The sequence below is a fragment of the Jannaschia sp. GRR-S6-38 genome, from assembly GCF_029853695.1.
In the GTDB taxonomy this organism is placed as follows: Bacteria; Pseudomonadota; Alphaproteobacteria; order Rhodobacterales; family Rhodobacteraceae; genus Jannaschia; species Jannaschia ovalis.
In genome coordinates this window covers 2,959,801-2,983,026 of the sequence record NZ_CP122537.1, presented here as the reverse complement: position 1 = coordinate 2,983,026, position 23,226 = coordinate 2,959,801, and the positions used below count along the sequence as shown (strand labels likewise).

The 23,226-nt window shown below is 69.0% G+C and carries 23 protein-coding genes; 17 read left to right on the top strand and 6 right to left on the bottom strand.

The window, feature by feature from the left end; translation table 11 throughout:
* Positions 1-71: 71 nt before the first annotated feature.
* From P8627_RS15410 to P8627_RS15375, 8 genes are all read left to right on the top strand, one after another.
* On the top strand, positions 72-1,550 hold the full coding sequence (locus P8627_RS15410; RefSeq protein WP_279965142.1) for a replicative DNA helicase: 1,479 nt from the start codon (positions 72-74) through the stop codon (positions 1,548-1,550).
* Positions 1,551-1,601: 51 nt separating this feature from the next.
* Complete coding sequence (gene alr, locus P8627_RS15405) at positions 1,602-2,651, top strand: alanine racemase (RefSeq protein WP_279965141.1); 1,050 nt, start codon at positions 1,602-1,604, stop codon at positions 2,649-2,651.
* A gap of 168 nt (positions 2,652-2,819) precedes the next feature.
* Complete coding sequence (locus tag P8627_RS15400) at positions 2,820-3,602, top strand: DNA repair protein (protein ID WP_279965140.1); 783 nt, start codon at positions 2,820-2,822, stop codon at positions 3,600-3,602.
* 77 nt (positions 3,603-3,679) lie between these two features.
* Positions 3,680-5,047, top strand: coding sequence for a DNA repair protein RadA (gene radA / locus P8627_RS15395; RefSeq protein WP_279965139.1), 1,368 nt, complete (start codon positions 3,680-3,682; stop codon positions 5,045-5,047).
* A 20-nt stretch (positions 5,048-5,067) separates the two neighbouring features.
* Entirely contained in the window at positions 5,068-5,631 is a 564-nt protein-coding gene (locus P8627_RS15390; protein WP_279965138.1) for a CvpA family protein, read from the top strand.
* Positions 5,632-5,722: 91 nt separating this feature from the next.
* Entirely contained in the window at positions 5,723-7,195 is a 1,473-nt protein-coding gene (gene purF, locus P8627_RS15385; protein WP_279965137.1) for an amidophosphoribosyltransferase, read from the top strand.
* Between the two features lie 55 nt (positions 7,196-7,250).
* Positions 7,251-7,715, top strand: a complete 465-nt coding sequence (locus P8627_RS15380) for a DUF1284 domain-containing protein (RefSeq protein WP_279965136.1) — start codon at positions 7,251-7,253, stop codon at positions 7,713-7,715.
* A gap of 35 nt (positions 7,716-7,750) precedes the next feature.
* Positions 7,751-8,776, top strand: coding sequence for a D-alanine--D-alanine ligase family protein (locus P8627_RS15375; protein WP_279965135.1), 1,026 nt, complete (start codon positions 7,751-7,753; stop codon positions 8,774-8,776).
* A 4-nt stretch (positions 8,777-8,780) separates the two neighbouring features.
* On the opposite strand, the gene P8627_RS15370 is transcribed toward P8627_RS15375, so the two are convergent.
* A complete protein-coding gene (locus P8627_RS15370) occupies positions 8,781-9,368 on the bottom strand; it encodes a biotin transporter BioY (RefSeq protein WP_279965134.1) in 588 nt (195 codons plus the stop codon).
* Positions 9,369-9,476: 108 nt separating this feature from the next.
* Here P8627_RS15370 and P8627_RS15365 point away from each other — a divergent pair, with 108 nt between their 5' ends.
* Positions 9,477-10,133: an SDR family NAD(P)-dependent oxidoreductase gene (locus P8627_RS15365; protein WP_279965133.1), complete on the top strand. Its 657-nt coding sequence runs from the start codon at positions 9,477-9,479 to the stop codon at positions 10,131-10,133.
* Here P8627_RS15365 and P8627_RS15360 read toward each other — a convergent pair.
* Genes P8627_RS15360 through P8627_RS15350 form a run of 3 tightly spaced genes read right to left on the bottom strand, consistent with a single transcriptional unit; the run spans position 10,118 to position 11,619 of the window.
* Positions 10,118-10,786 carry a DUF2306 domain-containing protein gene (locus P8627_RS15360; RefSeq protein ID WP_279965132.1) on the bottom strand — a complete coding sequence of 223 codons (669 nt, stop codon included), beginning with the start codon at positions 10,784-10,786 and terminating at the stop codon, positions 10,118-10,120. The genes P8627_RS15365 and P8627_RS15360 overlap by 16 nt on opposite strands.
* The gene (locus P8627_RS15355) at positions 10,773-11,186 is read right to left on the bottom strand and encodes a cell division protein ZapA (protein WP_279965131.1); all 414 of its coding nucleotides are present in this window, start codon (positions 11,184-11,186) and stop codon (positions 10,773-10,775) included. Before P8627_RS15355 ends, P8627_RS15360 begins: the two co-directional genes overlap by 14 nt.
* A complete protein-coding gene (locus P8627_RS15350) occupies positions 11,179-11,619 on the bottom strand; it encodes a hypothetical protein (protein ID WP_279965130.1) in 441 nt (146 codons plus the stop codon). The genes P8627_RS15355 and P8627_RS15350 overlap by 8 nt, the downstream gene beginning before the upstream one ends.
* Positions 11,620-11,769: 150 nt before the next feature.
* Between P8627_RS15350 and tkt the strand changes: the two genes are divergently transcribed.
* Entirely contained in the window at positions 11,770-13,806 is a 2,037-nt protein-coding gene (gene tkt / locus P8627_RS15345; protein WP_279965129.1) for a transketolase, read from the top strand.
* Positions 13,807-13,889: 83 nt separating this feature from the next.
* Here the strand turns inward: tkt and P8627_RS15340 are convergent, their stop codons facing one another.
* On the bottom strand, positions 13,890-15,551 hold the full coding sequence (locus P8627_RS15340; RefSeq protein WP_279965128.1) for an ABC transporter substrate-binding protein: 1,662 nt from the start codon (positions 15,549-15,551) through the stop codon (positions 13,890-13,892).
* 222 nt (positions 15,552-15,773) lie between these two features.
* The gene (locus tag P8627_RS15335; RefSeq protein WP_279965127.1) at positions 15,774-16,733 is read right to left on the bottom strand and encodes a DUF808 domain-containing protein; all 960 of its coding nucleotides are present in this window, start codon (positions 16,731-16,733) and stop codon (positions 15,774-15,776) included.
* A gap of 124 nt (positions 16,734-16,857) precedes the next feature.
* Here P8627_RS15335 and P8627_RS15330 point away from each other — a divergent pair, with 124 nt between their 5' ends.
* From P8627_RS15330 to P8627_RS15300, 7 genes are all read left to right on the top strand, one after another.
* Positions 16,858-17,001 (top strand): hypothetical protein, encoded by a 144-nt coding sequence (locus tag P8627_RS15330; RefSeq protein WP_279965126.1) that lies wholly within the window; start codon positions 16,858-16,860, stop codon positions 16,999-17,001.
* A 114-nt stretch (positions 17,002-17,115) separates the two neighbouring features.
* Positions 17,116-18,117 carry a type I glyceraldehyde-3-phosphate dehydrogenase gene (gene gap / locus P8627_RS15325; protein WP_279965125.1) on the top strand — a complete coding sequence of 334 codons (1,002 nt, stop codon included), beginning with the start codon at positions 17,116-17,118 and terminating at the stop codon, positions 18,115-18,117.
* Positions 18,118-18,177: 60 nt separating this feature from the next.
* Positions 18,178-19,359 carry a phosphoglycerate kinase gene (locus tag P8627_RS15320; protein WP_279965124.1) on the top strand — a complete coding sequence of 394 codons (1,182 nt, stop codon included), beginning with the start codon at positions 18,178-18,180 and terminating at the stop codon, positions 19,357-19,359.
* A gap of 74 nt (positions 19,360-19,433) precedes the next feature.
* On the top strand, positions 19,434-20,327 hold the full coding sequence (locus tag P8627_RS15315) for a fructose bisphosphate aldolase (RefSeq protein ID WP_279965123.1): 894 nt from the start codon (positions 19,434-19,436) through the stop codon (positions 20,325-20,327).
* Positions 20,328-20,406: 79 nt separating this feature from the next.
* Positions 20,407-20,709 (top strand): FtsB family cell division protein, encoded by a 303-nt coding sequence (locus P8627_RS15310; RefSeq protein ID WP_279965122.1) that lies wholly within the window; start codon positions 20,407-20,409, stop codon positions 20,707-20,709.
* A gap of 106 nt (positions 20,710-20,815) precedes the next feature.
* On the top strand, positions 20,816-21,829 hold the full coding sequence (gene pdhA, locus P8627_RS15305; protein ID WP_279965121.1) for a pyruvate dehydrogenase (acetyl-transferring) E1 component subunit alpha: 1,014 nt from the start codon (positions 20,816-20,818) through the stop codon (positions 21,827-21,829).
* Positions 21,829-23,220: a pyruvate dehydrogenase complex E1 component subunit beta gene (locus P8627_RS15300; protein ID WP_279965120.1), complete on the top strand. Its 1,392-nt coding sequence runs from the start codon at positions 21,829-21,831 to the stop codon at positions 23,218-23,220. The genes pdhA and P8627_RS15300 overlap by 1 nt, the downstream gene beginning before the upstream one ends.
* Positions 23,221-23,226: the final 6 nt, after the last annotated feature.

Sequence of the window (23,226 nt, the reverse complement as noted above, 5' to 3'; positions counted from 1 at the left end):
CAGCTTTCCTCCACGTTGCCCGACGCGCCCGCGCGGGTTAGGAGGAAGCCGGGCAAGAGCGGGGCAGACAGATGAACAGCGTGGCGCGACTCGATCAGGGTTCACCGGCGGCGGCGGAAGACGCGCTGCCGCACAATATCGAGGCCGAACAGCAGCTTCTCGGCGCGATCCTGACCAATAACGACCTGTTCGACACGGCCTCGAATCTGATCCGGTCGGAGCATTTCTTCGATCCCGTCCATGCCCGGCTCTACGATCTCTGCGCCGCGATGATCCAGCGCAACGCGCTGGCCTCGCCGGTGACGCTGAAGGCCTATCTGGAGGAGGACGAGGGCCTGAAGGCGCTGGGCGGGCCGGCCTATCTGGTGACACTCGCCGCCTCGGCCATCGCGGCTTACGCGGTTCGGGACTATGCGCAGCTGATCTACGACCTCGCAATCCGCCGCGAGTTGATCGGGCTGGGAAGGGATATCGCGGCGCAAGCCTGCGACGTGACGGTGGAGCGCCAGCCGGCCGACCAGATCGTCGAAGCCGAGACGCGGCTTTATTCGCTGGCCGAACAGGGCAAGACCGAGCGCGGCTTCATCCCCTTCCTGAAGGCCATCAAGGAAGCCGTCGACGTCGCCAACGCCGCCTATCAGCGCGATGGCGGGCTCGCCGGGATCTCGACCGGACTCGTCGATCTGGACAAGAAGCTGGGCGGGCTGCACCGCTCGGACCTGCTGATCCTGGCCGGGCGGCCGTCGATGGGAAAGACCTCGCTGGCAACCAACATCGCCTTCAACATCGCCAAAGCCTATCGCCGCGGCATCACCCATGACGGGCGCGAAGGCGCGGTCGAGGGCGGCGTCGTCGGCTTCTACAGCCTGGAGATGTCGGCCGAGCAGCTGGCCGCGCGCGTCCTGTCGGAGGCCGCCGAGGTGCCCAGCGAGCAGATCCGCAAGGGCGACATGACCGAGGCCGAGTTCCGCCGCTTCGTCGAGGCGGCGAAGGCGCTTGAAGCCTGCCCGCTCTATATCGACGACACGCCGGCGCTGCCGATCGCGCAGCTCGCCGCGCGCGCCCGGCGGCAGAAGCGGACGCATGGGCTGGACCTGCTGATCGTCGATTATTTGCAGCTGGTGAAGGCGCCGGGCTTCGGCGAGAACCGCGTCAACGAGGTCTCGGCGATCACTCAGGGCCTGAAGGCCATCGCCAAGGAGCTGCAGATCCCCGTCGTGGCCCTGTCCCAGCTGTCGCGCCAGGTCGAGAACCGGGAGGACAAGCGCCCGCAACTGTCGGACCTGCGCGAGTCGGGCTCGATCGAGCAGGATGCCGACGTGGTGATGTTCGTCTATCGCGAGGAATATTACAAAGAGCGCGAGAAGCCCGGCGAGCACCAGCTCGACAAGATGGCCGACTGGCAGGCCGCGATGGAGGCCGTCCACGGCAAGGCCGAGGTCATCATCGGCAAGCAGCGCCACGGCCCCATCGGCACGGTCGACCTGAGCTTCGAGGGGCGCTTCACGCGGTTCGGCAACCTGGTCAAGCCGTGGCAGGGGGAGCGCTGAGGCCGCGCGCGCTCGCTTGACGCCGCTTCCCCCCGCGCCCATCAGGCCGCAATGCCGACCGGTTCCCTCCATATCGACCTCGAAGCCATCGCCGCCAATTGGCGCGCGCTCGACGGCCGCTCCGCCGCCAGCTGCGAGACCGGCGCCTGCGTGAAGGCCGATGCCTACGGGCTGGGCGTGGCGCAGGTCGCGCCGCGGCTCTTCAAGGCGGGCTGTCGGGCCTTCTTCGTCGCCACCGCGCAGGAGGGGCTGGAGCTGCGCCGCGTGCTGGGGCCCGAGCCGCGCATCTACGTCTTCTACGGCCACATGGTCGGGGACACGGCCACGATCGAACGCGCGGATCTGGTGCCGATGCTCTGCTCCATCGAGCAGATCGCCCGCCAGCTCGAGGCGCTGCCGAAGAAGCCCTTCGGCCTCCAGCTCGACACCGGCATGAACCGGCTGGGGCTGAAGATGGCGGATTGGGCCGCCGTGGCCGAGCTGGCGCTGCGCGCGCGGCCGGTGCTGATCATGTCGCACCTGGCCTCGGCTGACGACCCCGACAGCGACCAGAGCGCCGCGCAGCTCAAGCGCTTCCACGAGATGACCGACGGCGTCTCGGTGCCGCGCAGCCTGGCGGCCACCGGCGGCACGCTTCTAGGCTCGCCCTATCATTTCGACATGACCCGGCCCGGGATCGGCCTCTATGGCGGCCTGCCCTATGCCGCGGCCGAGCCGGTCGTGTCGCTCGACCTGCCGGTGATCACCTGCTTCGACGTCCCCGCGGGCGAGCCGGTGGGCTACAACGCCACCTGGACCGCGAAGTCCGACACCCGCATCGCCACCGTCGCGGGCGGCTATGCGGACGGGTTGCACCGCGCGCTGTCGCCGGGGGTGGAGGTCATGGCCGGCCCCGTCCCCTGCCCCGTCGTGGGACGCGTCTCGATGGATCTGCTGACCGTCGATATCGGCCATCTCGACCGCGACCCCGAGACGCTGCGCGTGCTCGACCCGCATCGCGGCGTGGACCACCTGGCCGAAGCCGCCGGATCCATCGGCTACGAGATGCTCACCTCGCTCGGCGCGCGCTACCGGCGCAGCTATCGGGACGGAACGTCCTGACAAGACGGGGCCTTTTTCGGCCCAGCCTGTCAGGTGAATCCGCCGGATTCGCGAATTCGGGGTGAAACAAATTAATAATTCGTTGCGTTTGATGAGCGGATTTCTGCTAAGCTGAACATTCGAGCAGCCAAGAAACCCGATGATCGATTGCCAGACGGGGGTTCGGCTATGAACAAACAGTATTATTCCGTCGCCGTTGCGACCAACGTTCTGCAACAGCTATGCACCCTACTTCTCGTGGTGGCGACGCTGGGCCTCGCCGCCGCGACCGGCGCCGCGTTCGGTGGCCTGCTGCCTTGGATCGAGCTGCCCATCGCCATCGGGGGCGAACGCATCGTCAATGGCGGCATGATCGTCCAGATCGGCCTGACCGGCCTTCTGCTGGTCCTGATGGGCTTCCTGCCCAGCAACGCCCGCGTCCGCCGGTTCGAGCTGACGAATCGCGATTTCCACCTCTCGATGGAGGATGTCGCCCACGCCTATGAATACGTCCACCGCGCCGACCGCGAGGGGACCTTCCAGCTCAGCCGCGAATTCGACGCCATGCGCGAGCGGTTGGAATGGATGCGCGCCAATCCCGACCTGGCGGAGCTGGAGCATGACGTGCTCCAGGTCGCCGCGCAGATGAGCGTGGAGAGCCACGAGCTGGCCGAGATCTATTCCGACGAGAAGGTCGAGCGCGCGCGCTCCTTCCTGCGCCAGCGTCAGGCCGAGGTGGAGGACTACCGTCAGCGCATCTCGATGGCGCAGGCCACCGTGAAGGAGATCAAGCGCTGGATGCAGGCCGTCTCGGTCGAGGAAGGCATGGCCGAGAAGCAGCTCGACCGCCTGCGCAAGGACCTCGCCGAACTCACCGACGCGCTCAAGCTCACCGGACACGACCGTAAGGCCAATGTCGTCGGCATGAAGCGCCGCGACGGCGGCGACAAGCTGGCCCACCCGGCGGAGTGATCCGCCCGGCCCCAGGCCGCGCGCCCTGACGGCGCGCGGCCCTTGCGCCATCCGCCCGGATGGACCAAACAGCGAACATGGCCAAGCCCGTCACCCAGTTCGCCTGCACCGATTGCGGTGCGATCCACAAGAAATGGACCGGGCGCTGCGACAATTGCGGCGCGTGGAATACGATCCAGGAGGAGGTCCCGCTCAGCCAGGGCCCCTCGCGGAAGGCACTGGGCACCGCCAAGGGCCGCCGCGTCGCCCTGACCGATCTGCAGACCGAGGAGGCACCTCCGCCGCGCACCCTGTCGGGGCTGGGCGAGCTGGACCGCGTGCTGGGCGGCGGCCTGGTGCCGGCCTCGGCCACGCTGGTGGGCGGCGACCCGGGCATCGGCAAGTCCACGCTCCTGCTGCAGGCCGCCGCCGCCTTCGCGCGTGAGGGGCAGCCCGTCATCTACGTCTCGGGCGAGGAGGCCACGGCGCAGGTGCGGATGCGCGCCCAGCGGCTGGGCCTCGGCGACAGCCCCGTCAAGCTCGCGGCCGAAACCAACCTGCGCGACGTGCTGACGACGCTCGAGGCCGAGCGCCCGGCGCTCGCCATCGTCGATTCGATCCAGACCATGTGGGTGGACACCGTCGAAAGCGCGCCCGGCTCGGTCGCCCAAGTCCGCGCCTGCGCGCAGGAGCTGACGCAATTCGCCAAGCGCTTCGGCACCGCCGTCGTCCTGGTGGGCCATGTCACCAAGGAGGGCCAGATCGCGGGGCCCCGCGTGGTCGAGCACATGGTGGATACCGTGCTCTATTTCGAGGGCGAGCGCGGCCACCAGTTCCGCATCCTGCGCGCCGTCAAGAACCGCTTCGGCCCCGCCGACGAGATCGGCGTCTTCGAAATGACGGGCGGCGGGCTGGCCGAGGTGGCGAACCCCTCGGCGCTGTTCCTGGGGGACCGCGACGCGCCCGCGCCCGGCTCGGTCGTCTTCGCGGGGATCGAGGGGACGCGCCCCGTGCTGGTCGAGATCCAGGCCCTGGTCGCGCCCTCGCAACTGGCGCAGCCGCGCCGGGCGGTGGTGGGATGGGACGGCTCGCGCCTGTCGATGATCCTTGCCGTGCTCGAGGCGCGGACCGGGATCAGCTTCGCGGGGCTCGACGTCTATCTCAACGTGGCCGGCGGGATCCGCATCTCCGAACCGGCCGCCGACCTCGCCGTGGCCTGCGCGCTTCTGTCGGCGCGCGAAGATGCCGGCGTGCCGCCCGAGACGGTGGTCTTTGGCGAGTTGTCGCTGTCGGGCGCGCTGCGCCCCGTCGCGCAGGCGGAAAACCGGTTGAAAGAGGCCGCCAAACTTGGTTTTACCGCCGCGATGGCCCCCAGGGGCTGCAAGACCGGGGATGCGGGCGGGATCGCCTTGCGGCTTCTGCCGGACCTCGCGACCCTCGTGGGCGAGGTGTTCGGCGCGGGCTGACCCCCACACGAGGGACGCTTATGGACGGTTTCACCTGGGTGGACGGCGCGGTCGCGGCCGTGATCGTCATCTCCGCGATCTTGGCCTATTCCCGCGGCTTGCTGCGCGAGACGATGGCGATCCTTGGCTGGGTCGCCGCGGCGGTGCTGGCCTTCACCTTCGCCGGCGCGGCCGAGCCCCTGGTGCGCGAGATCCCCTATGTCGGCGACTTCCTGGGCGATAGCTGCGAGCTGTCGGTGATCGGGGCCTTCGCGCTGGTCTTCATCGTCTCGCTTCTGATCGTGTCCTTCTTCACCCCGCTTCTGTCCTCGGCCGTGCGCCATTCGGCGCTGGGGCCGTTCGATCAGGGGCTGGGCTTCCTCTTCGGCGTGCTGCGCGGCGTGCTGCTGATCGCGGTGGCCTTCGTGGTCTATGACCGCGTGATCGTGAACGAGGGCATCGCCGCGGTCGAGGACAGCCGGTCGGCCACGATCTTCGGTCGCGCCAAGGGCAATATCGAGGAGCAGATCCCCGAGGACGCGCCCGGCTGGATCCTGACCCGCTACGAGGCGCTGGTCGGCGAGTGCTTCGGACCCGAGGCCTGAATCTCGGACCGATCCGTTCGGGGCCCCGTGACACTGCCGCCCGCTTCGCCTATCTGGGCCTGAGTTGCAGCCCCCGCGAAAGGGACCCGCGATGAGCCTCTGGCGCAGCCACCCCTTCGAGCCGTCCGAGGACGGCGACAAGCTGAAGGAGGAATGTGGCATCTTCGGCGTGATCGGCGTCTCCGAGGCGGCGAATTTCACCGCGCTGGGCCTGCACGCGCTGCAGCATCGCGGCCAGGAGGCCGGCGGCATCGTCGTCCACGATGCCGAGCACGGCTTCAACTCGGTCCGCCGCTTCGGCTATGTGCGCGACAGCTTCACCAGCCAGACGGTGATGGACGCCCTGCCCGGCACGCTGGCCATCGGCCATGTCCGCTATTCCACCGCCGGCTCGAAGGGCCAGACCGCAATCCGCGACGTGCAGCCCTTCTTCGGCGAATTCGCCATGGGCGGCGCGGCCATCGCGCATAACGGCAACATCACCAACGCTGACGCGCTGCGCCGCGAGCTGATCGAGCGCGGCTCGATCTTCCAGTCCTCGTCGGACAGCGAATGCATCATCCACCTCATGGCCCGCAGCCTGCAGCGCAACATCCCCGAGCGGATGAAGGACGCGCTGCGCCGGGTGGAGGGCGCCTTCAGCGTCGTCGCGATGACGCGCACCAAGCTGATCGGCGTGCGCGATCCGCTGGGCGTGCGGCCGCTGGTGCTGGGCAAGGTGGCCGATGGCTGGGTCCTGGCGTCGGAGACCTGCGCGCTCGACATCATCGGGGCCGAGTTCCTGCGCGAGGTGGAGCCGGGCGAGATGGTCGTGATCTCGCCCGAGGGCCTGACCTCGCATCGCCCGTTCGAGCAGAAGCGCCCGCGCTTCTGCATCTTCGAGCATGTCTATTTCAGCCGCCCCGATTCGATCCTGGGCGGCCGGTCGGTCTATTCCACCCGCGAGGCGATCGGCCGCGAACTGGCCAAGGAAGCGCCGGTCGATGCCGATCTCGTCTGCCCGGTCCCCGATTCCGGAACCCCCGCCGCGATCGGCTACGGGCTGGAGTCGGGCATCCCCTACGCGATGGGGATCATCCGCAACCAGTATATGGGCCGGACCTTCATCGAGCCGACCGAGTCGATCCGGAACATGGGCGTGCGGCTGAAGCTGAATGTGAACCGGGCGCTGGTGCGCGGCAAGCGGATCATCCTGGTCGACGACAGCGTCGTGCGCGGCACCACCAGCCGCAAGATCAAGGAGATGATCCTCGATGCCGGCGCGGCCGAGGTGCATTTCCGCATCGCCTCGCCGCCGACGGCATGGCCCTGTTTCTATGGCGTCGACACGCCCGAGCGCGAGAAGCTGCTGGCCGCCACCATGACCGAGGAGGAGATGCGCGAGCATCTGGGCGTGGACAGCCTGCGCTTCATCTCGCTCGACGGGCTCTACCGCGCGGTGGGCGAGGCGGGCGGCCGCGATCCGGACGCGCCGCAATATTGCGACGCCTGTTTTTCGGGCGAGTATCCGGTCGAGCCCTCGGACCAGCTGGAAAAGGGGTTTCGGCTGAAGGCAGCCGAATAAGCGCCGCCACAAGCCTTCGATTGCCAGACCTGCCCCGCCCGGCCACCCTGCCTCGATGAGCTTGCGGCTGCGTCCCCATCACGTGCTTTGCGCGATCGGCTTCGAGGGCCGGGGATACGATGACGCCTTCACCTCCAACATGGCCCGGATCGTGATGGGCGGATTGCGCGCGCCCGACGGCCCCCGCACCGAGATCCTGATCACCGGACAGGCCGACGCCCTCTGCGCGCCCTGCCCCAACCGCGACGGCCTGGGCTGCACGAAACAGGCGACCGTCTCGGCGCTCGACCGGCAGCACGCGGCGGCGCTGCGGATTGCGCCGGGGGACCGGCTGACCTGGGGCGCGTGCCTCGAGCGCGTGCTCGACCATGTCGCGCCGGGCGACCTGTCGCGGATCTGCGACGGCTGCCAATGGCTCGAGCTCGGCATCTGCGAACGCGCGCTGGCCCGGCTGCATGCCGAGGCCGCGGGCGGCGGGGGCGGAACTGCCCGCGCTCGACCCGCCGGGCGCGCGGGCTAACTCTCCGGCACGAAACCTTTTCCGGAGGGCTGCCGATGCGGGTCCTGCATGTCGCCGGCGCGACCACGACGCGGTTCTACCGCGACCTGTCCCTCACCTATCAGCGCAATGTCGTCCGACCGAAAGGCGTGCGCACGGCGCTGATGACCGTCGAGCCGGACGGCCGGATCGGATGGGATGGGCGCGACCTGCCGCGCTCCGCCGCGTTGGAGCTGGCGGCGGGGTTCGACCTCGTGGTGCCGCACATGTTCTGCAAGCCGGGGATGACGGCGTGGCGGTCGCTTTTCGAGACGGTGCTGGACGTGCCGGTGGTGGGTCCGCCGCTGGCCGCGACGGTCACCGCGACCTCGAAGCTCGCCACCAAGGCGCTGGCCCGCGAGGCCGGGCTGCGCACCGCCGCGTCGGAGCGGCTGATCCCCGGCGCCCCGGTCCCGCGGATGGACCTGCCCGTGGTCGTCAAGCCCGACAGCGAGGACAATTCGCTGGGCCTGACGCTGGTGCGCGACGCGGCCGACCTGCCGGCCGCCATCGCCCACGCCCTGGCCCATGACGAGGTCGCGCTGGCCGAAGCTTTCATCCCGGGCCGCGAGGTGCGCGTCGGCGTGATCGAGGACCCCGTGCCCCGCGTGCTGCCGGTGCTGGAATACCATGTCAGCGACGCCCACCCGATCCGCGAACGCGCCGACAAGGTCGCCCTGGACGAGGGCGGCGCCGTCACCATGGGCGCGTGGGAGCGGCCGAGCCTCGCGACGACCTGCCCGGCCGAGCTGGCGCCCGGCCTGCACGGCGCGCTGGCGGAGGCGGCGCTGACGATGCATGCGGCGCTGGGCTCGCGGGATTACTCGCTCTTCGACTTCCGCATCCATGCCGAGACCGGCCAGCCCTACTTGCTGGAGGCCTGCAGCTTCTGGACCTTCACGCCCGTCAGCGTGATCAGCCGGATGCTGGAGGCCGAGGGGTCGGACCTGGAGGCCGTCGCGCTGCGCATCTGGGCGCGGGCGGCGGCGCGCAAACAGAAAGGGCCGCGCCAGCCCGGCACGGCCCCCTTGCTCGTGTCCTGACGGATCAGGCGTCGCGCTTCGACAGCACGCGCATCCCGCCCGAGACGATCAGCGCGGCCAGCACGGCCTTGACGGCGTCGCCCAGAAGGAAGGGCAGCATGAAGCCCGCAACGACCTTGTCGAAGGTCAGCCCGGCCCAGCCGGCCTCGATCCCGGCAAGCTGCGCCACGCCCAGCGGCCAGGCGAGACCCGGCAGGTAGAGCAGCGCCGAGGCCGCCAGCGCCACCGCAGACAGCTTGACCGGGCCGGTCAGCCCGCGATCGGTGGCGAGCCCGGCGAGCCAGGCCATGCCGACGAAGCCCAGGAGGAAGCCCGCGGTCGGGCCCGCGAAGGCGGCGGCGTTGCCGAAATTCGACAGGACCGGCGCGCCCAGCGCCGCCTGGCCCAGCCAGGCGAGCACGGTCAGCGCGCCCAGACGCGACCCCATCGCGAAGCCCACGAACAGCACGGCCAGCGTCTGCAGCGTCATCGGCACCGGGAAGAACGGCACGGAGATCTGGCTGGCCGCGGTCAGCAGCAGCGTCCCTGCCAGGACCAGCCCGATCTGCTTGGTGGCATTCATCGGCCCCAGGGCCTTGGCGGTCAGGGTCATTGCGACCTCCTGTTGATCAAAATCAGTCCCGACCTTTTCCGCGCGCCCGGGCGCGCCGTCAAGGTGGCCCGCCTTGATGCGACGCGCGCGACGTGGCACGGGGCGGGCATGAGCATACCCGAACTCGCCCTCGTCACCGGCGCATCGCGCGGCCTCGGCGCCGCCATCGCCGAGCATCTGGCCGCGCAAGGCTGCCACGTCCTCGCCGTCGCCCGCACGCAGGGCGGGCTGGAGGAACTGGACGACCGCATCAAGGCCGCGGGCGGTCAGGCGACGCTGGCCCCGATGGACATCACCGATGCGGGCGCGATGCAGCATCTCTGCCGCTCGATCTACGACCGCTGGGGCAAGCTGCCGCTCTGGGTGCACACGGCGGTGCATGCCCCCCCGCTCAGCCCCGCGAGCATGGTGGCCGAGAAGGACATGGCGAAGGCGCTGGACGTGAACGTGACCGCGCTCTCGCGGCTCATCCCCTATGTCGCGCCGTTGCTGCGGGCGGCGGGCGGCGGCACGGCGGTGTTCTTCGACGACGACCGCCCGCTTCAATTCGCCGCCGCCTACGGCGCGACCAAGGCGGCGCAGCGCGCGATGATCGGGGCCTGGCAAGCCGAGGCGACCACGCCCGACGCGCCGACGCTGCACCTGCTGACGCCCCGGCCCATGCCCACCGCGCTGCGCGCGCGGTTCCACCCGGGCGAGGATCGCGCCAACCTGGCCGATCCGAAGGCCGAGGCGGCGCGGCTGATGGATCAGGTCCTGGCCTGAACGGCCCGCGGGCGCAGCAGCTCGTAAGCCAGCAGATAGGGCAGGAAGAAGGCCCAGACGTTGACGCGGTCGAAGGCCCCCGAGAAATCGGGCGCCATCCCGACCTCGCCCACCGCCGTCACCCAGATCCCGTAATGCAACCGGTAGATCCAGGAGGCGACGGCCAGGATCACCAGTCGTCCGGCCCAGACCGGATGCTCCGGCGCCCGCGCCCGGGCGCTGCGCCAGGTCATCACCGCCGCGCCCAGCAGCAGAAACCCGTAAAGCGAGAAGGCCGCCGTCATGTCGGGCCCGCCGATCGTGCCCTGCGCGGCGATATAGACTAGCCCGCCCAGCCCCGTCAGGACCGCCAGCACGGCGACCGCCCGCCCGTTCCAGCGATGCAGCCGGCGCCAGCGCGCCCGCCCGGCGGTCAGAAGCTGCAGCGGGGCGAGCCCCGTCAGCGCGCCGCCCAGCGCCATATGCGCGTAGATCGCCAAGTCCGCGGCGGGCCCACCCGACAGGAAGCGCGAGGCGGCGCGCTCGTCCGGATCGCCGAAATCGAGGCCCCGCCCCACCGCATAAAGGACGAAGGGCAGGACCAGGAGGATCAGAAGCAGCGTCGCCGCGGGGCCCGCGATGCGACGCCAGCGCACGCGCTCAGGCGAGTTCACCGGCCTCCGCGGCCATCTTCTCGGCCTGTGCCGCCAGCGCCTCCAGCCGGTCGATGGCCGATTGCGGCACCGTCTCGCGGACGACTTCCTTCTCGACTTCGCGGACGATCTCGACCGGCTCGGGCGCCGCGCGGCTCTGCATCTCGTCGATGAGCTGGGTCTGCTGCGACAGGCGCCGGTCCAGCGCGCGCAGCTCCTCGTCGGCGGAAATCGTCTTGTCGGCCAGCATCAGCCCGGCCATCAGGAGCATCCGGTCCTGCGTCAGCCGCCCGCCCGCCTGGCCCAGCGCCTGCGCCTCGCGGTCCAGAAGCTCGGCCGCCGCCTTCAGGTAGCCTTCCTCGCCATCCTGGCAGGCGACGGTGAAGGCGCGGCCTCCGATTTCGATGGTCATGTCAGGCATTGGAGGCCTCCAGCATCGGTTCCAGCTCGGCCAGGAGGGCCTGCATCTCGGCCAGGTCCATGGCGCGCGCGGCGCGCAGCGCCTCGTTCTCGGCCTGGAGCGAGGCGTCCGCCGCGCCCGGCGCCTGGGCACGCAGATCGGCGCTCGCGGCCTGCATCGCCTCGAGGGCCGCGCGCATTCGCACGCCGTCGGCCTCGCCCGGGGCGGGCCCGGCCGCCTTGGCGTCCTGCGCCTTCAGCGCTTCCTCCAGCTCGACCACGCGGGCCCTGAGGCTTTCGGCCTCTGCCCGGGCGGCCTCGGCCTCCTCCTGGGCTTTCTGCCGCGCCGCGTCATCGGACGCCCGCGCCTTCGCCGCCGCCAGCGCTTTCGCGGTGGCGCCCAGCGCCGCCTCGATCCGCGCGATCTGGCTGTCCAGTTCCGCCTGTTTTTCCATTTCTCCTGCCCCTCTGCCCGGGTTCGCGCACAGGGGACCGCAATCCGCGCGCCTTGTCAAAGCCAAGCCCGCCCGTGCTTGCGAACCCGCGCGAGCCTGCTAAAGGCAGTGCCGAAGCCAGCCGGCAGGGCCCTAGCGACGGAGACCACGATGAGCGACGCCACCACCAGCCCCGATCTCGACGCGCTGCGCGCCGCCAACCCCGAACACTGGCGCCGCGCCGCCGCGATCCGGACGCTGACGCTGGACGCCGTGGCCGCCGCCAATTCCGGCCATTCAGGCATGCCGATGGGCATGGCGGATGTCGCCACCGTCCTGTTCGAGAAGCACCTGAAATTCGACGCGAGCCGCCCCGACTGGCCCGATCGCGACCGCTTCGTGCTGTCGGCGGGCCACGGCTCGATGCTGCTCTATTCGCTGCTCTATCTCACTGGCTATCCCGAGATGACGCTCGAGCAGATCCGCAACTTCCGCCAGCTGGGCGCGATCACGGCGGGCCATCCCGAATACGGCCACGCGCCGGGGATCGAGACCACGACCGGCCCGCTGGGCCAGGGCATCGCCACCGCGGTCGGCATGGCCATCGCGGAGGAGATCCAGCGCGCCCGCTTCGGCCGCAAGATCGTCGATCACCACACCTGGGTCATCGCGGGCGATGGCTGCCTGATGGAGGGCGTCAGCCACGAGGCCATCGCGCTGGCCGGCAAGCTGGAGCTGTCGCATCTGATCGTCCTGTGGGACGACAACGGGATCACCATCGACGGCAAGGTCTCGATCGCCGACGTCACCGACCAGAAGCAGCGCTTCAAGGCCGCGGGCTGGGACGTGCTCGAGGTCGATGGCCACGATCCGCAAGCGATCGACGCCGCGCTGACCGACGCCAAGAAGGGCAAGAAGCCCACGATGGTCGCCTGCAAGACGCATATCGCCATCGGCTCCTCGGCGCAGGATACCTCGAAGGGGCATGGCGCGCTGACCGATCCCGAGCTGATCTCGGCCACCAAGCGGGCCTATGGCTGGGAGCACGCGCCCTTCGAGATCCCCGAGGACCTGAAGGCCGAATGGGAAGCGATCGGCGCCCGCGGCGCCGAGGCGCGCGCCGAATGGGAGGTCCGCTTCGCCGAGCTGGGCCGCGGCAAGAAGGACCATTTCGAGCGTGCCCTGCGCCGCGAGGCGCCGAAGAAGCTGTCGGCCACGATCAAGGCGCTCAAGCGCCAGCTGGCCGAAAGCCAGCCCAAGGTCGCCACGCGCAAATCCTCCGAGATGGTGCTCGAGGTCGTGAACCCGATCATGCCCGAGACGGTGGGCGGCTCGGCCGACCTGACGGGCTCGAACAACACGCTGACCGAGGATCTGGGCGTCTTCGGCCCCGAAAACCGCGATGGCCGGTACATCTATTACGGCATCCGCGAGCACGGCATGGCCGCCGCGCTGAACGGGCTGGCCCTGCATGGCGGCGTGCGCCCCTATGGCGGCACCTTCTTCGCCTTCACCGATTACGCCCGCCCCGCGATGCGGCTGGCGGCGCTGATGGGCATCCCGTCGACCTTCGTGATGACCCACGACTCGATCGGGCTGGGCGAGGACGGGCCGACGCACCAGCCGGTCGAGCATCTGGCGATCTGTCGCGCGACGCCCAACACCAACGTCTTCCGGCCCTGCGACACGGCCGAGACCGCCGAGGCCTGGGAGCTGGCGCTGACCGCGACCGAGACGCCGTCGGTCCTCGTGTTGTCGCGGCAGTCGATGCCGACCCAGCGCAAGGAGTTCTCGAACAAGAACCTCGTCGCGCAGGGCGCCTATGTCCTGGCCGATGCCGACGGCAAGCGCATGGCGATCCTGATGGCCACGGGCTCGGAGGTCGACGTGGCGATGAAGGCCCGCGACCTGCTGCAGCAGGACGGGATCGGCACGCGCGTCGTCTCGATGCCCTCCTGGGAGCTGTTCGAGGCGCAGGACGAGAAATACCGCAAGAAGGTCCTGCCCGCGGGCCCCGTCCGGGTGGCCGTCGAGGCGGGCGCGCGCATGGGCTGGGATCGCTGGCTCTTCGGCGAGCGCGGCAAGCGCGACAAGGGCGCCTTCGTGGGGATGGAGGGCTACGGCGCCTCGGCCCCCGCCGAGGAGCTGTTCGCCCATTTCGGCATCACGCCGGAAGCCGTGGCCAAGGCAGTCCGCGACCTGATCTGAGATCAGACGCGAAGCCGCCCGCGGGCGGCCGGGCCCGTCATGAATGAGCGGCCGCGCCCGTCAGGGGCGCGGCCGTTTCGCGTTCAGGCCGCCCAGCCCAGCTTGTAGACGTGGATCTCGAAGGTCGGGTGCATCTCGGCGCCCACCACCTCGGGCTTGGCGTGGCGGTAGGTCGAGCGCCAGTACGGCTGGATGATGACGCCCTCGTCCTGCATGATCTTCTGGATCCGGGCCATGACCTCGCGCCGGGCATCCGCATCCGCGATGGCCAGCGCCTCGGTCAGGGCGGCGTCGAACTCGGGGTTCGAGAAGCCACTCTCGTTCCAGGGCTCGCCCGAGCGATAGGCCAGCGCCAGGACCTGCACGCCCAGCGGACGCTGCGCCCAGTCGGTGGTCGAGAACGGGTACTTGGTCCAGTCGTTCCAGAAGGTCGACCCCGGCAGCACCGTGCGCGTGACGTTGAAGCCCGCGTCGCGCAGCTGGCCCGCGATGGCGTCGGAGGTGTTGCGCCGCCAGTCGTCGTCGATCGAGGTCAGCTCGAACTCGTAATCCTGCATCCCGGCCTCGGTCATCAGCGCCATCGCGCCTTCGGGGTCGAAGACCGGCGGATCGAGCTGCGCGTATTCCGGATGGATCGGGCAGACATGGTGGTTCTCGGCCACCGTGCCCTGATCGGAATAGCCCAGCGACAGGCAGACCGCGTTGTCGACGGCCATGGCCAGCGCCCGGCGGACGCGGACATCGGCATAGGGCAGCTCGCCATTCACCTCGGCGGTCTGGTTCGGCCGCGCGCAGACGGTGTTGGCGGTGATCGCCTCCGACTTGGTCCAGCCGATCGCGTCGAGGATCTCGACGAAATCGCCCAGGGACTCGTAGAGCATGTCGACCTCGTCGGCATCGGCGGCCGCGGTGATTGCGGCCTTGTCGGTGCCGAAATCGATATATTCGATCCGGTCGAGCGCCGGGCGCCCGAACACCGCCTCGCCCCACCACTGGTGATCCTCGTTGCGCACCAGGACGGCCTTCACGCCCACGTCGAACTGCTCGGGCAGGTAGGGGCCGGTGCCCTTGGCGGTCAGCGGGTCGCCCGCGAAATCCTGCGCGACGACCGCGGCCGGGTAGTCCGAGAACCCGGCGATAAGCGTGATGTCGGGATTGTTCAGGGTCAGCGCGACGGTCATGTCATCCACGACCTCGATCGCGCCGTCGCGGGCCACGCCCGTCTCCTCGTCGATCAGCGAGGTCATGCGGCTGGCCATCGAGTTGCCCTCGACATCCTTCTCGCACCAGCGCGCGATATTGAAGGCCACGTCCTGCGCCGTGAAGGGCGTGCCGTCGCTCCAGGTGACGCCGGGGCGGACGTTCAGGATATAGCCCGTCGCGTCCTCGTTGACGGTCCAGTCCTCCAGCAGGATGCCGCGGATGCTGCCGTCGGCATTGTATTCCACGAGGTATTCCAGCCAGCCGCGCGAGAAGTTCGACATCTGCGGCCAGTCATAGGTGCGCGGATCGCGCATCGCCTTGACGGTGCTTTCGATGCGCAGCGTGCCGCCGTCCTGCATGTGCCCGGCGGCGCGCGCGGGAGCGGGCAGGCCGATCAGGCCGTAGGCGCCCGCCGCGCTGACGCCCAGCGCGGTGGCGCGGGTCAGGAATTCGCGGCGCGACAAGGTGCCGGCGTCGACCTCGGCGGCATAGGCGCGGGCGGCGGGGTGGATGGCGGTCGTGTCGTCATGGCAGTTCGGCATCAATCAAATCTCCGGGTCGGACATGGCAACGCGGATGCGGTCGGCATCGAAACGTCACCGGGAAAATGGCGGGAGGGATGCGGCGAGGGAACTCCGGGTCACCGGGCCCTTCGAACGGGGGCCCAAATCGCAGCCCCCTCAGCGTGGCAGTCGAAGCGACCGGGCGTCAAGGGCCGCCCCGGGGGCATGGCTGCGACATTCCCGCCGGATTCCCGGCGGCGTTCAATGCGCCGCGGCGTCGTCCGTCTTGCCCAAGAGCTTCAGGCCCTGCGCGATCACCGGCATCAGGAGCAGGCCCAGCGCGACACCGAGGATGCCGTCGAGAAGCGCGGTCACCGCCCATTCGATCGTCGCGTTGCCCTGCCCCAACGCGACGGCCGCGCCCTTGATAAGATCGTAAGGCGGATGGAAGCCCATCTCGTGCAGGGCGTGGACGACGATGTTGCCGCCCACCCAGAGCATCGCGGCCGTGCCGACCACGGTCAGGCCGGTCATGAAGCCCGGCATACCCCGCACCACGGCCGCACCCAGCTTGCGCCCGAAGGCGGTGCGGCCGCTATCGGCGAGGTGCAGGCCCACGTCGTCGGCCTTCACGATGATCGCCACCGCGCCGTAGACCGCGGCCGTGATCACGATCGCGATCACCGCCAGGACGGCGGCCTTGAAGACTACGCTGCCCGCAGGGTCGATCGCGGAAAGCGCGATTGTCATGATCTCGGCCGAGAGGATGAAATCGGTCTTGATCGCACCCTTGACGCGCTGCTCCTCCAGATGGGCGGCGTCGAGGGGCGTGTGCGCGGGGTCCTTGATCTTGGCCAGGGTGTCGTGCGGCACGAGCCAGTGCCAGACCTTCTCGGCCCCCTCGTAACAGAGATAGAGCCCGCCCAGGATCAGGAGCGGCGGGATAAGCCAGGGAGCGAATTGCGACAGCAGCAGCGCGACCGGCAGCAGGATGATGAGCTTGTTGAAGGCCGAGGCCCGCGCGATCTTCCAGACGATGGGCAGCTCGCGCGCGGCGGCGAAGCCGTCGACATATTTCGGCGTGACCGCCGCGTCGTCGATCACCGCGCCCGCCGCCTTCGTCCCGGCCTTCGCCGCCTGCCCCACGATGTCGTCGAGGCTGGTGGAGGCGACCTTGGCGATGGCCGCCACGTCGTCGAGTAGTGCCAGAAGTCCGCTCATGGATGCCTCGCCGCTGCGTCCCGGCACGATCTAGCCCTCGGCGGGCGGCGTCAACGGCACATCGGGGGCGCAGGGGGGCCATCGGGCGGGTGACAGCGCGCGGCCGCCGCGCCAAAAGGGGGCCATGACCAACCCGATCGCGCTTGCCCTGGGACTCATCGTTCTGGCCGTCTTCGCCGCCGACGCGGCCTTCAACGGCGCGATGCTGCTCACCTTTCTGGGCCAGCAGCTGATCCGCGTGACCGAATGGGTGGCCTTCTGGCGCTGACGGCGCGGCGCCGGGCAGTTGTGGCCGCCCCGCGCGGCATGGTAGCGCCGGAACCGATGACGGCGGCCCCCGGTTGCCGACACGAGACGACGCACAGCCAACCCGGAGGAACGCATGGTCAAGGTAGCAATCAATGGCTTCGGCCGCATCGGCCGCAACGTGCTGCGCAGCATCGTCGAGTCGGGCCGCACCGATATCGAAGTGGTCGCGATCAACGATCTGGGCCCGGTCGAGACCAATGCCCATCTGCTGCAATATGACAGCGTCCACGGCCGCTTCCCCGCCCCCGTCACCACCGGCGACGACTGGATCGACGTGGGCCGCGGGCGGATGCGCGTCACCGCCGAGCGCAACCCCGCCGACCTGCCCTGGTCGGACGTCGACATCGTGATGGAATGCACCGGCATCTTCACCTCGAAGGAGAAGTGCCAGGCGCATCTGGAGAACGGCTCCTCGCGCGTGCTGATCTCGGCGCCGGGCACGGATGCCGACAAGACCATCGTCTACGGCGTGAACCACGACACGCTGACCTCCGACGACCTGATCGTGTCGAACGCGTCCTGCACCACGAACTGCCTGACGCCGGTCGCGCATGTGCTGCACAACGCCATCGGGATCGAGCGCGGGTTCATGACCACGATCCACAGCTATACCGGCGACCAGCCCACGCTCGACACGATGCACAAGGATCTCTACCGCGCGCGCGCCGCGGCGCTCAGCATGATCCCGACCTCGACGGGCGCGGCCAAGGCCGTGGGCCTGGTGATGCCGGAGCTCAACGGCAAGCTCGACGGCGTGGCGATCCGGGTGCCGACGCCCAATGTCTCGGTCGTCGACCTGACCTTCACCGCGGCGCGCGACACGTCGGTGGACGAGATCAACGACGCGATCCGCGCGGCCGCGGACGGTCCGATGAAGGGCATCCTCGGCTATACCGACGAGAAGCTGGTCTCGTCGGATTTCAACCACGATCCGCATTCCTCGATCTTCCATCTCGACCAGACCAAGGTGATGGATGGCGGAAAGATGTGCCGGATCCTGTCGTGGTACGATAACGAGTGGGGCTTCTCGAACCGCATGGCGGACACTGCCGTGGCGATGGGCAAGCTGATTTGAGTCTCACGAGACGGGGGCCCTGCGGGGCCCCTTTCTTTACCTGTCGGGGGAGCTTGCCGAATGGCCTTCAAGACGATCGACGACATGGATCTGGCGGGCAAGACCGTGCTCTGCCGGGTCGATATCAACGTGCCGGTCGAGGACGGGCGCATCACCGACACCACGCGGATCGACCGGGTGATCCCGACGATCCGCGACCTGAGCGCGGGCGGGGCCAAGGTGGTGCTTCTGGCGCATTTCGGCCGGCCGAAGGGCAAGGTCGTCCCCGAGATGTCGCTGCGCCAGATCGTGCCGGCGCTGTCGGCGGCGCTGGGCCGCGAGGTGGCCTTCGCCGATGGCGGCTATGGTGCGGCGGTCGCGGCGCTTCCGCAGGACGGCGTGATCCTGTTCGAGAATGTCCGCTTCAATCCGGGCGAGGAGAAGGATGACGAGGGCTTCGCCGGGCGCCTGGCCGCGATCGGCGATCTCTATTGCAACGACGCCTTCAGCGCGGCGCATCGGGCGCATGCCACGACCCACGCGCTGGCGCGCCTGCTGCCCGCCTTCGCGGGCCGGCTGATGGAGGCCGAACTCAAGGCGCTGCAGGCGGCGCTGGGCGACCCGAAGCCGCCCGTCGCCGCCGTGGTCGGTGGGGCCAAGGTCTCGACCAAGCTGGCGCTGCTGGGCAACCTCGTGACGCGGGTCCAGCACCTGATCATCGGCGGGGGCATGGCGAACACCTTCCTGGCCGCGCAGGGCTACGACGTGGCGAAATCGCTTTGCGAGCACGAGTTGCTGGACGAGGCCCGCGCGATCGCCGCCAAGGCCGGGAAGGCCGGCTGCGCGATCCTGCTGCCCCGCGACGTGGTGGTGGCCGAGGAGTTCCGCGCCGACCCGCCGGTGAAGACGGTGAAGGTCGAGGACGTGCCCGCGGGCTGGATGATCCTCGACGCCGGGCCGGATTCGGTCGCGCATATGAACGAGGTGCTGGACGGCTCCGCCACGCTCGTCTGGAACGGCCCGCTGGGCGCGTTCGAGATGACGCCCTTCGATGCCGCCACCACCGCCGCCGCGCGCCACGCCGCGCAATTGACGAAGGCCGGCAAGCTGGTCTCGGTCGCGGGCGGCGGCGACACGGTGGCCGCGCTGAACCATGCGGGCGTGGCCGATGATTTCAGCTATGTCTCGACCGCGGGCGGTGCGTTCCTGGAATGGATGGAAGGCAAGACCCTGCCCGGCGTCGCAGCGCTGGAGGGCCGCTAGCGCCAACAGGATGGACGGACCCGCGCCGGGCCCGTAATCACGGGACACACGCGAGACCTCAGGAGGGAAGACCCATGCCGCAGACCGATCAAGCCGCCAAGATCCGGGCCGGACAGGGCTTCATCGCCGCACTCGACCAGTCGGGCGGATCGACGCCCAAGGCGCTGCGGCTCTACGGCGTCGAGGAGGATGCCTACTCCTCCGAGAAGGAAATGTTCGACCGCATCCACGAGATGCGCACCCGCATCGTCACCGCCCCCGCCTTCACCGGCGAGAAGATCATCGGCGCCATCCTGTTCGAGCAGACCATGGACCGCGACTTCGAGGGCAAGCCCGCCGCCGAGTACCTGTGGAAGGAACGCGGGGTCGTCCCGTTCCTCAAGATCGACAAGGGCCTGGAGAAGGAGGACCGCGGCGTCCAGATGATGAAGGACATCCCGGGGCTGGACGACACGCTGAAGCGCGCGAAGGCCAAGGGCATCTTCGGCACCAAGGAACGCTCGGTCATCGACGCGGCCAATCCCGACGGGATCCACGCGATCGTCGCCCAGCAGTTCGAACTGGGCGAGCAGGTGCTGTCGCACGACCTGGTCCCGATCCTCGAGCCGGAGGTGACGATCTCGATCCAAGAGAAGGCCGAGGCCGAGGGCATTCTGCGCGAGGCGATCTTGCGCCATCTCGACCATGTGCCCTCGGGCCAGGAGATCATGCTCAAGCTGACGCTGCCGGAGACGCCGAATTTCTACCAGGCGCTGGTCGATCATCCCAAGGTGATGCGCGTCGTTGCCCTGTCGGGCGGCTATTCCCGCGAGGAGGCCAATGCCCGCCTGTCGCAGAACCGCGGCGTCGTCGCGAGCTTCAGCCGCGCGCTGACCGAGGGCCTGTCGGCTCAGCAGAGCGACGACGAGTTCAACGCCACCATCGCGGCGACGATCGACTCGATTTACAACGCCTCGATCGCCGGCTGAGACGGGGGATTCACAGGGCCGCGCCCCTGTGCCATGGTGCCGCCAATCGCCCCGCCAGAGGGCAGCAGAGGCACGGCAGATGACGGCACCACGCAGACGTTCGGCGGGCTACGGCCTGATCCTCCCCATCGCGCTTCTGGGCTTCGCGGGCTATTTCGTCTTCGCCGCCGTGCAGGGCGAGTACGGCGTGTTCCGCCGGGTCGAACTGGAGGCCGAGCGCGAGCTTCTGCAGGCCGAGCTTGCGCTTCTGGACGCGCAGGCCGACCGGATGCGCGACCGCACGCACCGGCTCTCCGACGACTATCTGGATCTCGATCTGCTGGACGAGCGCGCGCGTCTCGTCCTGGGCATGGCGCGGCCGGACGAGATCATCGTCGAGTGACCGCACGCCGCGACGCGGCGTCGGATTCCCCTCTTCACCCTCCGGCGCGGTTCGGCTAGCTGATGGTTTAACGTTGAACGATCCGGGACCGGAGGACCGATCTGCCATGGCCACACGCACCAGGAAGGCAAAGCCCAACGTGTCGAAGGACGACCTCCTTCAATACTACCGCGACATGCTTCTGATCCGCCGCTTCGAGGAGAAGGCCGGCCAGCTCTACGGGATGGGCCTGATCGGCGGCTTCTGCCACCTCTATATCGGGCAGGAAGCGGTGGTCGTCGGGCTGGAAGCCGCCGCCAAGGAGGGCGACAAGCGCGTCACCTCGTATCGCGATCACGGCCACATGCTGGCCTGCGGCATGGACCCCAAGGGCGTCATGGCCGAGCTGACGGGCCGCGAGGGCGGCTACTCCAAGGGCAAGGGCGGCTCGATGCACATGTTCTCCAAGGAGAAGCATTTCTACGGCGGCCACGGCATCGTCGCGGCCCAGGTGCCGATCGGCGCGGGCCTCGCCTTCGCCGACAAGTACAAGGGCAACGACAACGTCACCTTCACCTATTTCGGCGACGGCGCGGCCAACCAGGGCCAGGTCTACGAGACCTACAACATGGCCGAGCTGTGGGACCTGCCCTGCATCTTCGTGATCGAGAACAACCAATATGCCATGGGCACCTCGACCAAGCGGTCGACCAAGTCGCCCAGCTATTGGGAGCGCGGCGCGGCCTACGGGATCGAAGGCGAGGAAGTCGACGGCATGGACGTGCTGGCGGTGAAGGATGCGGGCATGCGCGCGGTGGAATACTGCCGCTCCGGCAAGGGTCCCTACATCCTCGAGATCAAAACCTACCGCTATCGCGGCCACTCGATGTCGGACCCGGCCAAGTACCGCACCCGCGACGAGGTCCAGAAGATGCGCGAGGAGCGCGACGCCATCGAGATGGTCCGCAAGATGCTGCTGACCGGCGATCACGCCACCGAGGACGACCTCAAGGGCATCGACAAGGAGATCAAGGACATCGTCAACGACGCCGCGGAATTCGCCAAGGAGAGCCCGGAGCCTGCACTCGAGGAGCTCTGGACCGATATCTATGCCAAGGAAATCCCGCAGGAGGCCGTGTAATGGCGACCGAGATCCTGATGCCCGCCCTCTCGCCCACCATGGAGGAGGGCACGCTGGCCAAGTGGCTCGTCAAGGAAGGTGACACCGTCGCCTCGGGCGACATCCTGGCCGAGATCGAGACCGACAAGGCGACGATGGAATTCGAGGCCGTCGACGAAGGCACGATCGGCAAGATCCTGATCGAAGAGGGCACCGAGGGGGTGAAGGTCAACTCGCCCATCGCCGTGCTGCTCGAGGAAGGCGAGGATGCCTCGGCCGCCGAGAGCGCCTCGTCGTCCAGCACGCCCATGCCCGAGCCGCTCGCCGACGAGCAGGGCCGGGCCGATCCCGCGCCCGCCGCCACGGCCGCGCCCGCGCAGGTGGAGGCACCGAAATCCAACGCCTCGCCCGACTGGCCCGAGGGCACCGAGCTGGTGCAGCAGACCGTCCGCGAGGCGCTTCGCGACGCCATGGCCGAGGAGATGCGCCGCGACGAGGGCGTGTTCCTGATGGGCGAGGAGGTGGCCGAGTACCAGGGCGCCTACAAGATCAGCCAGGGCCTTCTGGACGAATTCGGCGCCAAGCGCGTCATCGACACGCCCATCACCGAACACGGCTTCACCGGCATCGGCGTCGGCGCGGCCTTCGGCGGGCTCAAGCCCATCGTCGAGTTCATGACCTTCAACTTCGCCATGCAGGCGATCGACCAGATCATCAACTCCGCGGCCAAGACGCTCTACATGTCGGGCGGCCAGATGGGGGCGCCGATGGTGTTCCGCGGCCCCAATGGCGCCGCGGCCCGCGTGGGCGCCCAGCACAGCCAGGATTACGCGGCGTGGTACGCCTCGATCCCCGGCCTCAAGGTCGTGCAGCCCTATTCCGCCTCGGATGCGAAGGGTCTGCTGAAATCGGCGATCCGCGACCCAAACCCGGTGATCTTCCTCGAGAACGAGATCCTCTACGGCAAGACCTTCGACGTGCCCAAGCTGGACGATTTCACCGTCCCCTTCGGCAAAGCGCGGATCTGGCGGGAGGGGTCGGACTGCACCATCGTCAGCTGGGGCATCGGCATGACCTACGCGCTGGAAGCGGCGGAGCGTCTGGCCGGCGACGGCATCGACTGCGAGGTGATCGACCTGCGGACCCTGCGGCCCGTGGATTACGACACGGTGCTCGCCTCGGTCCACAAGACCAATCGCTGCGTCCTGGTCGAGGAAGGCTTCCCGGTCGCCAGCTTCAGCGACCACATGGCCTCGACCATCATGCAGCGCGCATTCGACCATCTCGACGCGCCGGTCGTGACCTGCACGGGCAAGGACGTGCCGATGCCCTATGCCGCCAATCTCGAGAAGCTGGCGCTGGTGACCACCGACGAGGTGGTCGAGGCCATCCGCAACGTGACCTACAAGTAAGGGGCA